The 12,552-nt window shown below is 65.4% G+C and carries 11 protein-coding genes; 7 read left to right on the top strand and 4 right to left on the bottom strand.

Features of this window, described 5'->3' with window-relative positions:
• Nucleotides 1-33: 33 nt before the first annotated feature.
• Entirely contained in the window at nucleotides 34-1,887 is a 1,854-nt protein-coding gene (locus tag CAF92_RS16975; RefSeq protein ID WP_085601438.1) for a sigma-54-dependent Fis family transcriptional regulator, read from the bottom strand.
• Nucleotides 1,888-2,170: 283 nt separating this feature from the next.
• On the opposite strand from CAF92_RS16975, the gene CAF92_RS16970 reads away from it, so the two are divergent.
• From CAF92_RS16970 to CAF92_RS16935, 7 genes are all read left to right on the top strand, one after another.
• Nucleotides 2,171-3,226, top strand: coding sequence for an ATP-NAD kinase family protein (locus CAF92_RS16970; protein ID WP_085601437.1), 1,056 nt, complete (start codon nucleotides 2,171-2,173; stop codon nucleotides 3,224-3,226).
• Nucleotides 3,227-3,248: 22 nt separating this feature from the next.
• The gene (locus CAF92_RS16965; protein WP_085601463.1) at nucleotides 3,249-4,226 is read left to right on the top strand and encodes a thiamine pyrophosphate-dependent dehydrogenase E1 component subunit alpha; all 978 of its coding nucleotides are present in this window, start codon (nucleotides 3,249-3,251) and stop codon (nucleotides 4,224-4,226) included.
• A 33-nt stretch (nucleotides 4,227-4,259) separates the two neighbouring features.
• The gene (locus CAF92_RS16960; protein ID WP_085601436.1) at nucleotides 4,260-5,282 is read left to right on the top strand and encodes an alpha-ketoacid dehydrogenase subunit beta; all 1,023 of its coding nucleotides are present in this window, start codon (nucleotides 4,260-4,262) and stop codon (nucleotides 5,280-5,282) included.
• A complete protein-coding gene (locus CAF92_RS16955) occupies nucleotides 5,279-6,385 on the top strand; it encodes an acetoin dehydrogenase dihydrolipoyllysine-residue acetyltransferase subunit (protein ID WP_085601435.1) in 1,107 nt (368 codons plus the stop codon). The genes CAF92_RS16960 and CAF92_RS16955 overlap by 4 nt, the downstream gene beginning before the upstream one ends.
• Nucleotides 6,386-6,437: 52 nt before the next feature.
• The gene (locus CAF92_RS16950; protein ID WP_256573762.1) at nucleotides 6,438-7,502 is read left to right on the top strand and encodes a 2,3-butanediol dehydrogenase; all 1,065 of its coding nucleotides are present in this window, start codon (nucleotides 6,438-6,440) and stop codon (nucleotides 7,500-7,502) included.
• 229 nt (nucleotides 7,503-7,731) lie between these two features.
• On the top strand, nucleotides 7,732-9,465 hold the full coding sequence (locus CAF92_RS16940) for a C13 family peptidase (RefSeq protein ID WP_046616000.1): 1,734 nt from the start codon (nucleotides 7,732-7,734) through the stop codon (nucleotides 9,463-9,465).
• Between the two features lie 27 nt (nucleotides 9,466-9,492).
• Nucleotides 9,493-10,137 (top strand): oxidoreductase, encoded by a 645-nt coding sequence (locus CAF92_RS16935; protein WP_085601432.1) that lies wholly within the window; start codon nucleotides 9,493-9,495, stop codon nucleotides 10,135-10,137.
• A 108-nt stretch (nucleotides 10,138-10,245) separates the two neighbouring features.
• On the opposite strand, the gene CAF92_RS16930 is transcribed toward CAF92_RS16935, so the two are convergent.
• Genes CAF92_RS16930 through mpl form a run of 3 tightly spaced genes read right to left on the bottom strand, consistent with a single transcriptional unit; the run spans nucleotide 10,246 to nucleotide 12,505 of the window.
• On the bottom strand, nucleotides 10,246-10,533 hold the full coding sequence (locus CAF92_RS16930; protein WP_085601431.1) for a YceK/YidQ family lipoprotein: 288 nt from the start codon (nucleotides 10,531-10,533) through the stop codon (nucleotides 10,246-10,248).
• Nucleotides 10,530-11,159 carry a flavin prenyltransferase UbiX gene (ubiX, locus tag CAF92_RS16925; protein ID WP_013970698.1) on the bottom strand — a complete coding sequence of 210 codons (630 nt, stop codon included), beginning with the start codon at nucleotides 11,157-11,159 and terminating at the stop codon, nucleotides 10,530-10,532. Before ubiX ends, CAF92_RS16930 begins: the two co-directional genes overlap by 4 nt.
• On the bottom strand, nucleotides 11,156-12,505 hold the full coding sequence (gene mpl / locus CAF92_RS16920) for a UDP-N-acetylmuramate:L-alanyl-gamma-D-glutamyl-meso-diaminopimelate ligase (protein ID WP_046615985.1): 1,350 nt from the start codon (nucleotides 12,503-12,505) through the stop codon (nucleotides 11,156-11,158). The genes ubiX and mpl overlap by 4 nt, the downstream gene beginning before the upstream one ends.
• Nucleotides 12,506-12,552: the final 47 nt, after the last annotated feature.

The following is a 12,552-nucleotide window of genomic DNA, read 5'->3' as shown; positions in this document are numbered from 1 at the left end:
GTCGCGAAAGGGGCGCAACGCGCCCCCTGGGCCCTACCCCTTCATCCGCGGCATCTCGATGTGATGCTCATGCACCCGCCGGTACAAGGTCGCCCGCGATATCCCCAGAGCCCGCGCCGCATCGGCCGGCTTCCAGCGATGGCGGATCAGCGCATCCAGCAGCAACTGCCGGGCAGGACAAGACATGCTGCTTTCAGCCGACGCGACTACCTCGCCGCGCACTTCCTGCGGCAGGTCCTGCACCTGCACCCGCCCGCCCTCGCTCACCGCACAGGCATAGCGCAGCACCTGCCGCAGCTGGCGCAAGTTCCCAGGCCAGCGGTAAACCAGCAGCGCCTGCAGCGCATCATCCGCCAACACCACCTCGACCCCGCAGGCCTCGGCCTCCTCGGCCAGCAACTGGTGAATCAACCCCAAGCGGTCCTCACGCTCGCGCAGTGGCGGCAACTCGAAGCGGGCATTGGCCAGGCGGAAGTACAGGTCCTCACGAAAACGCCCATCCTCCACCATCGCTGCCAAATCGCGGTGGGTCGCGCAAATCACCTGGATATCCACCCGCTCCCGCCGCGCCGCGCCCAGCGGCGCCACTTCACCTTCGGCCAGCACGCGCAGCAACCGGGTTTGCAGGTTCAGCGGCATGTCACCGATTTCGTCGAGGAACAGCGTGCCGCCATCGGCCTGCTGCAACAGCCCCTGCATGCCTTTGCTGGAAGCCCCGGTGAAGGCCCCGGCCACATAACCGAACAGCTCGCTCTCGATCAGGCTCTCCGGAATGGCCGCGCAGTTCAGGGTGACGAACGGGCCATCGCGACGCTGGCTTTGCTGATGCAGCTGGCGGGCGAACACCTCTTTGCCAGCCCCCGTCTCGCCTTGCACAAGCACCGCCAGGTTGCAGTCCTTGACCCGCGTGGCCAGGCGCAGATGCTGCTCGATGCGGGCGTCCTGGGCCTGGCGCAACGGCTGCGCACGCTGGCGCTGGCGGGGTGCGCTGACCCGGCCGTACAGCCCACCCAGGCCCGGCAGCCGTTGAGCGGACGATGCATTCACGCGGCGCAGCTGGTCCATGTCGAACAGCTCGCCAATGTGCTCGGGCAAACGCCCCAGTTGCTCCACCAGCCGCTGGCGCGCCAGGCTGTTGATCGCCTGCAGGCGGCCATCGCCATCCCAGGCCAGCAGGTAGTCGGGCTGGCTTTCCACATAGCCCGGCGTGCCATGGGCACGCATCACCCAATGGCCCTGGGCACTGTGCATGAAGAAGGCGTTCTCGATCTCGCGGGCGGTCTGCTCGACCAATTGGCGGATCAGGTGCTGGCTGCGGCGGTCATCCGGCGACTGCAAGGCCGAGACATCCACCACGCCCAGCAACTCGCCCAACGGGTCGAACACCGGAGCCGCCGTACAGGTCAGGCCAATGAACGCAGCGCGGAAGTGGTCGCGCTTGTGCACCGTGACCGGGGCCTTGCTGGTCAACACTGCCGCCACGCCGCAGGTGCCCTCCTCGCCCTCCGACCAGCAGGTGCCCAGATACAGCCCGGCCTTGCGGCAGTCGTTGCGGATGGCCGACTCGACCCGGTAATCGATGGTGCGCCCCAAGGCATCGGTGAGCAGCACGCAGTAGTCGGCACCGCGCACCCGCTCATGCAGGCGGGCCACTGCATCGCTGGCGATACGCAGGAACAGTTCGGCGCGCTCGCGGCATTCGTTGAGCAGGCTTTGGGACAGGATGCGCGGCCCCTGCTGGGACCCGGGGTCGAGGCGGTACAGCTCCATGGAGCGGCGCCATGAATCGAGGATCAGCGTTGGCACCGGCGCCTGCGGCAGGCGGTCGGCATTCTTCAGCACCCTGCTGACGCAGTCGACATGGGCTCGGGAGTTCGCGGCAAGCATTCAGGCCCTCCGGTTCTCGTTGCTGTTTTTATCGTTGTCCGGCCATTAAGCGCTTCCGGGCAGGCCCCGACAAGCACTGCGTGATTACCGGCCGGCTTGAGACGCAGCGTCTCAGCGTCTCGCCAGCGTCGACCCCAGGCTGGCACCGGGCGTCTCGTCAGCCCAACCATCAGCCTCCGCCGAAGCGCAAGAAAACCTCTCTATTGCGGGTACTTCAGCCAATTCAGAAGAAGCTGGCACCGCGCTTGCTCCTGCCTTGGCAAACAAGAATACGAGGTGCGCCATGCCGCTACCCGCCCCGACCGTCGGGATCATTGCCAACCCTGCCTCTGGCCGCGACCTCCGCCGCCTGACTGCCAACGCCGGGCTCTATTCGAGCACCGACAAGGCCTCGGCGATCCAGCGCTTGCTCGCTGCCTTTGGTGCCACCGGCATCGGCCAGGTGCTGCTGCCCAGTGACATGACCGGCATTGCCGCCGCCGTGCTCAAGGCCAGCCAGGGCCCAGTAGCCCGTGACCAGCACTGGCCGGCCATCGAAATAATCGACCTGCCGCTGACCCAGACCGTTGCCGATACCCGCCTGGCCACATGCCGCATGGTCGAACGCGGTGTGGCGATGATCGCCGTGCTCGGCGGCGACGGCACCCACAAGGCAGTTGCCGCCGAGGCCGGTGACGTACCGCTGCTGACGTTGTCCACCGGCACCAACAATGCCTTCCCCGAACTGCGCGAGGCCACCAGCGCCGGCCTGGCCGGCGGCCTGCTTTCCAGCGGCCGGGTACCGGCCAGCATCGGCCTGCGCCGCAACAAGCGCCTGCTTGTGAAGGTGCCCGAACAACAGCTTGCCGAATGGGCCCTGGTGGAGGTGGCGGTGTCGCCCCAGCGTTTCATCGGCGCTCGGGCACTGAGCCGCAGCGAGGACCTTTGTGAAGTCTTCGCCTGTTTCGCCGAACCCCATGCCATTGGCCTGTCGGCCCTGTGCGGCCTGTGGTGCCCGGTCTCGCGCCAGGACCCGCACGGCGCCTGGGTACGCCTGAACCCCGGGGCCGAACAAGCCCTGCTCGCACCACTGGCACCCGGCCTGCTACAAGGCTGCGGCATCACCGCCAGTGGCCCGCTGACGCCCGGCGTAGCCCATCGCCTGAGCCTGGCCAGCGGCACCCTGGCGCTGGACGGCGAGCGCGAAATCGAATTCGCCGAACACGACACCCCCACCATCACCCTCGATCACCAAGGCCCGTTGAGCGTGGATGTCGAGGCCGTGCTGGCGCATGCCGCCCGCCATCACCTGCTGGCCGTACCGCGCGGCCACCGGTTGCACCCTGCAAACCCGTGTTGAGACAACCCTGGAGAACAACAAGATGTCCAATCAACTCAGTAACGAACAATTGCTGCATGCCTATGAAGTGATGCGCACCATCCGCGCCTTCGAAGAACGCCTGCACGTGGAGTTCGCCACCGGCGAGATCCCCGGTTTCGTCCACCTGTATGCCGGCGAAGAAGCGTCCGCCGCCGGGGTCATGGCCCACCTGCGCGACAGCGACTGCATCGCCTCGACCCACCGTGGTCATGGCCACTGCATCGCCAAGGGCGTGGATGTGTACGGCATGATGGCCGAAATCTATGGCAAGAAGACCGGCGTGTGCGGCGGCAAAGGCGGCTCGATGCATATCGCCGACCTGGAAAAAGGCATGCTCGGCGCCAACGGCATCGTCGGTGCCGGTGCACCGCTGGTGGCCGGGGCCGGGCTGGCGGCCAAGATCAAGGGCAGCGACGATGTGTCGGTGGCCTTCTTCGGCGATGGCGCTTCCAACGAAGGCGCCGTGTTCGAAGCCATGAACATGGCCTCGATCATGAACCTGCCATGCATCTTCGTGGCCGAAAACAACGGCTACGCCGAAGCTACCGCCTCGACCTGGTCGGTTGCCTGCGACCATATCGCCGACCGCGCGGCCGGGTTCGGCATGCCCGGTGTCACCATCGACGGTTTCGACTTCTTTGCCGTGTACGAGGCCGCCGGTGCTGCCATCGAGCGCGCACGTTCCGGGCAAGGCCCGTCGCTGATCGAGGTCAAGCTCAGCCGCTATTACGGCCATTTCGAAGGCGATGCACAAACCTACCGCGCCCCCGATGAAGTGAAGAACCTGCGCGAGTCCCGCGACTGCCTCATGCAGTTCCGCAACAAGACCACCCGCGCCGGCCTGCTCACGGCTGCGCAACTGGATGCCATCGACGCCCGCGTCGAAGACCTGATCGAAGACGCCGTGCGCCGCGCCAAGTCCGATCCCAAGCCACAGCCCGCCGACCTGCTCACCGACGTCTACGTCGCCTACCCCTGAGCCGCGGATTACAAGAACAACAGGAGAATCACCATGGCAAGAAAGATCAGCTACCAGCAGGCCATCAACGAAGCCCTGGCCCAGGAAATGCGCCGCGACAACACGGTGTTCATCATTGGCGAAGACGTTGCCGGCGGCGCCGGTGCCCCCGGCGAGGATGACGCCTGGGGTGGCGTGCTGGGCGTAACCAAGGGCCTTTATCACCAGTTCCCGGGGCGCGTGCTCGACGCTCCGCTGTCGGAAATCGGCTACGTCGGCGCCGCCGTTGGTGCTGCCACCCAGGGCCTGCGCCCGGTGTGCGAGCTGATGTTCGTCGACTTCGCCGGCTGCTGTCTGGACCAGATCCTCAACCAGGCCGCCAAGTTCCGCTACATGTTCGGCGGCAAGGCGGTCACCCCGTTGGTGATGCGCACCATGTACGGCGCTGGCCTGCGTGCGGCGGCCCAGCACTCGCAGATGCTCACCTCGCTGTGGACACACATTCCTGGCCTGAAGGTGGTCTGCCCGTCCTCGCCGTACGATGCCAAGGGCCTGTTGATACAGGCGATTCGCGACAACGACCCGGTGATCTTCTGCGAGCACAAGCTGCTGTACAGCATGCAAGGCGAGGTGCCGGAAGAGGTCTACACCGTGCCGTTCGGCGAAGCCAACTTCCTGCGTGATGGTGACGACGTGACTCTGGTCACCTATGGCCGCATGGTGCATGTGGCGCTGGAAGCAGCCAACAACCTGGCCCGCCAGGGTATCGACTGCGAGGTGCTGGACCTGCGCACCACCAGCCCGCTGGACGAGGACAGCATCCTGGAAAGCGTGGAAAAGACCGGCCGCCTGGTGGTTATCGACGAAGCCAACCCGCGTTGCTCCATCGCCACCGACATCAGCGCGCTGGTGGCACAGAAGGCCTTCGGCGCGCTCAAGGGCCCGATAGAAATGGTCACCGCCCCGCATACTCCTGTGCCGTTCTCCGATGCCTTGGAAGACCTGTACATCCCTGACGCGGCGAAGATCGAGGCTGCGGTACGCAAAGTGATCGAAGCCGCAAGGAGTGCCGCATGAGCCAGATCCATACCCTGACCATGCCCAAGTGGGGCCTGTCGATGACCGAGGGCCGGGTGGATACCTGGCTGAAACAGGAAGGTGACGAAATCAACAAGGGTGACGAGGTGCTGGATGTCGAGACCGACAAGATCAGCAGCAGTGTCGAAGCCCCGTTCAGCGGTGTGTTGCGCCGCCAGGTGGCCAGGCCTGATGAAACCCTGCCGGTCGGTGCCCTGCTGGCAGTAGTGGTGGAAGGCGAAGCCGAAGAGGCAGAAATCGATGCCGTGGTGCAGCGCTTCCAGGCCGAGTTCGTCGCCGAGGGTGGCGCCGACCAGGCTCAGGGGCCGGCCCCTCAGAAGGCGCAAGTGGGGGGCCGTCTGCTGCGCTGGTTCGAGCTGGGCGAAGGTGGTACGCCACTGGTTTTGGTGCACGGCTTTGGTGGCGATCTCAACAACTGGCTGTTCAACCACCCGGCGCTGGCTGCCGAGCGACGTGTGATCGCCCTCGACCTGCCTGGCCATGGCGAGTCGGCCAAGACCCTGCAACAGGGCGACCTGGACGAGTTGAGCGAAACAGTGCTGGCCCTGCTCGACCACCTGGACATCGCCAAGGCCCACCTGGCCGGCCACTCCATGGGCGGCGCGGTCAGCCTGAACGTGGCGCGCCTGGCGCCGCAGCGGGTTGCCAGCCTGAGCCTGGTGGCCAGTGCCGGGCTGGGCGAGGCAATCAACGGGCAGTACCTGCAAGGCTTCGTCGCTGCCGCCAATCGCAATGCCCTCAAGCCGCAGATGGTCCAGCTGTTTGCCGACCCGGCACTTGTCACCCGGCAGATGCTGGAGGACATGCTCAAGTTCAAGCGCCTGGAAGGTGTGGACGAGGCGCTGCGCCTGTTGGCATCGGCCATCGCCGACGGCGACCGACAGCGCCATGACCTGCGCGGGGTGCTGGGGCAGCACCCGGCACTGGTGGTGTGGGGTGGCAAGGACGCGATCATTCCGGCCAGCCATGCCGAAGGGCTGGAGGCTGAAGTGCTGGTGCTGCCTGAGGCCGGCCACATGGTGCAGATGGAGGCGGCCGAACAGGTCAACCAGCAACTGCTCGCGTTCCTGCGCAAGCACTAAGCCCTTTCCGTGAGCCTGGAGAAAAGCAATGAACGACCTGAGCCACACCCACATGCGTGCTGCCGTCTGGCATGGCCGCAATGATATTCGCGTCGAACAGGTGCCCCTGCCGGCCGACCCTGCGCCAGGATGGGTGCAGATCAAGGTGGACTGGTGCGGTATCTGCGGCTCCGACCTGCACGAATACGTCGCCGGTCCGGTATTCATCCCCGTGGAAGCACCACACCCGCTGACCGGCATACAGGGTCAGTGCATCCTCGGCCACGAATTCTGCGGCCAGATCGCCAAGCTGGGTGAAGGCGTGGAAGGTTTTGCCGTCGGTGACCCGGTGGCTGCGGACGCCTGCCAGCATTGCGGCACCTGCTACTACTGCACCCACGGTCTGTACAACATCTGCGAGCGCCTGGCCTTCACCGGCCTGATGAACAACGGCGCCTTTGCCGAACTGGTCAACGTGCCCGCCAACCTGCTGTACCGGCTGCCGCAGGGTTTCCCGGCAGAGGCCGGGGCACTGATCGAGCCGCTGGCGGTGGGCATGCATGCGGTAAAGAAGGCCGCTAGCCTGCTTGGCCAGACAGTGGTGGTGGTCGGCGCCGGCACAATCGGCTTGTGCACCATCATGTGTGCCAAGGCGGCTGGCGCGGCGCAAGTGATCGCACTGGAGATGTCCTCGGCACGCAAGGCCAAGGCCAAGGAAGTTGGCGCCAGCGTGGTGCTGGACCCCAGCCAGTGCGACCCCCTGGCGGAAATCCGCAAGCTGACTGCTGGGCTGGGGGCGGACGTGAGCTTTGAATGCATCGGCAACAAGCACACGGCCAAGCTGGCCATCGACACCATCCGCAAGGCGGGCAAGTGCGTACTGGTGGGCATTTTCGAAGAACCCAGCGAGTTCAACTTCTTCGAACTGGTGTCCACCGAAAAGCAGGTGCTGGGGGCGTTGGCCTACAACGGCGAGTTTGCCGATGTCATTGCTTTCATCGCTGACGGCAGGCTGGATATTCGCCCGCTGGTGACCGGGCGGATCGGGCTGGAGCAGATTGTCGAGCTGGGCTTCGAGGAGCTGGTCAACAACAAGGAGGAGAACGTGAAGATCATCGTTTCGCCGGGCGTGCGCTGATTGCACCTCAAAGGCGACACTGAACCTGTGGGAGCGGGCGTGCCCGCGAATCAGGCGACGCGGTGCCTGGCACCGGCTTCGCCGGTGTTCGCGGGCACGCCCGCTCCCACAGGTTCCGTGCCAGCTTTTGGATGCAGTGCAGGCTCGCGAGCTGCGCCAGCACCTGCGTTCGCTGTTTCAGGATCCCATTCTGCGTCATACTCGGCAGACCTATTGCCCGGTTCTCGCCATGCGTTCACTGCTCCCCATCACCCTGGTCCTGCTGCTCGCCGCCTGCGGCGATGGCGAATCGCTGCTCCCGCCGGACGCGCGCCTGCCTGACGGTGGGCGGTACCGGGGGCAGGTGGTCGATGGCCTGCTGCAAGGCGAGGGCCGGATCGACTATCCCAACGGCAGCTGGTACGCCGGTACCTTCAAGGACGGTCAATGGCACGGCCAGGGCGAATGGCACGGCCGCAACGGCGAGGTGTATCGCGGCCAGTTCGCCGCAGGGCTGTTCCAGGGGCTGGGTGAGCTGACCACCCCGGGCAGCCACTATGCCGGCACCTTCAGCCACGGCCGCCGCGACGGCGAAGGCACCCTCAAGCAAGCCGACCAGACTTACCGCGGCCAATTCAAGGACGACCTGTACGAAGGCGCCGGCGAGCTGGAACTGGCCGACGGCAGCCGTTACCAGGGCCTGTTCGCCAAGGGCAAGCCCAACGGTGCCGGGGTGCGCAGCGATGCCAGCGGCAACCAGTTCAGCGGCCACTTCATCAACGGCCAACTGGAAGGCAGCGGCACCTATGACAGCGTCGACGGCGAGCAGTACATCGGCGAGTTCAAGGACAACCGCCTGGAAGGCCGTGGCCGCTACGAAAATGCCGATGGTGATGTGTGGATCGGCGAATTCAAGGACGGCTCACTGGTCGGCGAAGGCGAACTGCTGGGCAGCGATGGCAGCCACTACAAGGGTACCTTCGCCGACTGGCGCCTGTCGGGCCAGGGCAGCCTGCAACTGGCCGACGGCAGCAAGTACATCGGCGGCTTCCTCAACGATGCCTACCACGGCCAGGGCCGGCTGATCCTGGCCAACGGCAAGGTCGAAAGCGGTACCTGGAGCAACGGCGTGCGCGTACGCGACCAGAACGGCAAACTGTTGCCCGACCCGCTGGACCTGGCTTTGCTCAACCAGGGCCGTTTGCTGGACGAAGCGCTGGCCCGGGTACCGCGTTCGGCGCCATCAGTCCAGTTGTACAGCCTGGTGGTGGGCGGCGATGGCCAGCAGAGCGTGTTCATGCGCGAAGCCGACTACGTCAGCAACATGCTCAAGGTGCGCTTTGGTGCCCGTGGCCAGGTGACCTTGGTCAACCACCGCGACCACATGACCACCCGCCCCATGGCCACGCGTGAAAACCTGACCCGCGCCGCCCGCACCCTGGCCGAGCGCAGCGGCCCCGAAGACCTGGTGTTCATCTACCTCACCAGCCATGGCAGCCACGACCACCAGCTGGTGTTCGACCAGCCGCGCCTGCAGCTGGCCGACCTGTCCGCCGACGAACTGGCCAGCGCCCTGGCACCGCTGAAGAACCGCGACAAGGTCATTGTCATATCCGCGTGCTATTCAGGGGGCTACATAGCCCCGCTCAAGGATGAGCGCACGCTGATCATGACCGCTGCCCGGGCCGACCGCGTGTCCTTCGGTTGCTCGGAAGAAGCCGATTTCACCTACTTCGGCGATGCCCTGTTCGCCGAAGCGCTGAACCAGACCGACGACCTGAAACAGGCGTTTGAACTGGCGCGCGCCAGCGTTGCCGAAAGAGAACAAAGGGAAGGTTTCGAGGCCTCCGAACCGCAGCTGTGGGCGCCGCCGAGCGTGCTTGAGCACTGGCAGCACCTGCGCCGGCAACAGGCCGAAGAAGCATTGCGTAACGCCGCACAGGCCAATGTGGGGGAACAGGCGCAAACGCCCCGCAGCCACTAAGCTTGTGTGTAACAAGGGAGAGACATCATGTATTTGACGCCTCAGCATGTCCTGCTTGCCGGTGCCACGGGTCTGACAGGTGAACACCTGCTCGACCGCCTGCTCAACGAGCCCACCATCACCCGCGTACTGGCGCCTACCCGTCGGCCACTGGCCGAGCACCCGCACCTGGAAAACCCGGTGGGCGACCCGGCGGTGTTCCTCCCACAGCTGGCAGGGCGTGTCGATATCGCCTACTGCTGCCTGGGTACCACGCTGAAGCAGGCCGGTTCCGAATCGGCCTTCCGTGCGGTGGACCTGGACATGGTGGTGGCATTCAGCAAGCGTGCCCGGGAGTTGGGCGCGCGTCATTTGCTGGTAGTCAGTGCATTGGGCGCCGACCCGAAATCGTCGATCTTCTACAACCGGGTCAAGGGCGAAATGGAGGAGGCACTAAAGGCCCAGGATTGGCCGCAGCTGACCATCGTGCGGCCGTCGTTGCTGCTGGGCGAGCGGGTCGAGCCGCGGTTCGGCGAACAGTTGGCTTCGCCGTTTGCCAAGCTGATACCCGGGAAGTATCGGGGGATCGAGGCTTGTACATTGGCCCGGGCGCTGTGGCGGCTGGCGCTGGAGGAGGAAGACGGGGTGCGGATTGTGGAATCGGATGAATTGCGCAGGTTGGGCAAGAAATAGGCTTCACTTGTGATGGCCTCTTCGCGGGCACGCCCGCTCCCACAGGTACAGTGATCACATGAAGATTACACAGATCCTGTAGGAGCGGGCGTGCCCGCGAAAGGGCCCTTACAGGCCGCCGGTGGCCTGAAAACCAATACCGGCCGCAGTAAGCAACGACAACGGCAGCAACAGGGTATCGAGCAACATGCTCCCGGGCAGGTCCAGCCCCGGATACGCCGGCGCATCAGCCCCGTAACGATCCAGCGGGCAGCACCCGCCATTGATCACATACAAGTCCAACCGGGTACCGGCGTACACCACCGGTGCCCCGGGCTTGTTGGCATCCAGCGTGCGCACCGTGGCACAGCCACCGAGCAGCACCAGCGCCAGCAAACCTGCCAGCGCTCGCTTCAATCATCCACCCCGAAATGGTGCTCACCCCAGCGCGGCAACATGTCCTGGGGAATGTTCAGCAGGTTGAGAATACGCGCCACCACGAAGTCGACCAGGTCGTCGATGGTCTGCGGCTGGTGATAAAAGCCCGGCGCCGCCGGCAGGATCACCGCGCCCATCTGGGACAGCTTGAGCATGTTCTCCAGGTGTATGGTGGAGAACGGCGCCTCGCGCGGCACCAGGATCAGCTGGCGACGCTCCTTGAGGGTAACGTCGGCAGCGCGTTCGATCAGGTTGTTGCAGGCACCGGTGGCAATCGCCGACAAGGTGCCGGTGGAACAGGGCACCACGACCATTGCCGCCGGGGCACCGGAGCCGGAGGCCACCGGCGACATCCAGTCTTCCTTGCCATACACGCGGATCTGACCGTCGGCAGCGCCGGTATATTCGGTGAGGAAGGCCTGCATCGCCTGTGGCTTGGCCGGCAGCACCACGTCTGTCTCGGTGGCCATCACCAGTTGCGCGGCCTTGGAGATCAGGAAGTGCACCTCGCGGTCCTCCCGCACCAGGCAATCAAGCAGGCGCAGGCCGTACTGGGCGCCAGAGGCCCCCGTCATGGCCAGGGTGATGCGTTCCGGCCCGCTCACTTCAGTGCCTCGGCCAGCTTGCCGTGCAGGCCGCCGAAGCCGCCGTTGCTCATGATCACTACATGGGTACCTGGGCGGGCCTGGCCCTTGACCCGCTCGATGATCGCTTCGAGGCTGTCGGCCACCACGCTGGGCACTTTGCATTGCGCGGCGGTTGCAGCCAGGTCCCAGCCAAGGTTGGCCGGAGCGTACCAGATCACCTGGTCGGCGTCGTTGACGCTTTCCGGCAGGCCATCACGGTGGGCACCAAGCTTCATCGAGTTGGAGCGTGGCTCGATCACGGCGATCACCGGGGCCTCGCCAACGCGCTTGCGCAGGCCGTCGAGTGTGGTGGCGATGGCGGTCGGGTGGTGAGCGAAGTCATCGTAGATGGTAACGCCCTGCACTTCGGCAACCTTTTCCATGCGCCGCTTGACGCTCTTGAAGGCGCTCAGGCCTTCGATACCCATGGCTGGCACCACCCCTACATGGCGCGCCGCTGCCAGGGTGGCCAGGGCGTTGGCGACGTTGTGCTGGCCAGTCAGCGCCCAGTCCACCACGCCCTGCGCTTCGCCGTCGAACAGCACTTCGAAGCGCGAGCCGTCGGGGCTGAGCAGGCGGGCTTGCCACTGGCCACCTTCGCCGGTGGTCTGCACCGGGGTCCAGCAACCCATGCCGATCACCCGCTCCAGCGCCTGCTCTGTGGTGGGGTGGATGACCAGGCCTTCGCTGGGGATGGTGCGCACCAGGTGGTGGAACTGTCGCTCGATCGAGGCCAGGTCGGGGAAGATGTCCGCATGGTCGAACTCGAGGTTGTTGAGGATTGCCGTGCGCGGGTGGTAGTGGACGAACTTCGAGCGCTTGTCGAAGAAGGCGCTGTCGTATTCGTCGGCTTCGACCACGAAGAACGGCGTAGCGCCCAGGCGCGCCGACACCGAGAAGTTCTGCGGCACACCGCCGATCAAAAAGCCCGGGCTCATGCCGGCGTGCTCCAGCACCCAGGCCAGCATGCTGCTGGTCGTGGTCTTGCCGTGGGTACCGGCAACGGCCAGCACCCAGCGGCCCTGCAACACGTGGTCGGCCAGCCACTGCGGGCCGGAGACATAGGGCAGGCCCTTGTTCAGCACGTACTCCACCGCCGGGTTGCCACGCGACATGGCGTTGCCGATGACCACCAGGTCTGGCGCCGGGTCCAGCTGGGCCGGGTCATAGCCTTGGGTCAGTTCGATGCCCTGGGCTTCGAGCTGGGTGCTCATCGGGGGATAGACGTTGGCGTCCGAGCCGGTGACGCGGTGGCCAAGTTCCTTGGCCAGCACCGCCAGCGAGCCCATGAAAGTGCCGCAAATACCGAGAATGTGAATATGCATGGTCGACCTCGCAAAACATCGAGGCAGGGTAGCCCAGGGCGCGACAA

Origin of the sequence: Pseudomonas sp. B10(2017) (assembly GCF_002113295.1) — a bacterium.
GTDB lineage: Bacteria > Pseudomonadota > Gammaproteobacteria > Pseudomonadales > Pseudomonadaceae > Aquipseudomonas > Aquipseudomonas pudica.
The sequence above is the reverse complement of the archived record's forward strand: the minus strand, read 5'-3'. Positions and strand labels throughout refer to the sequence as shown.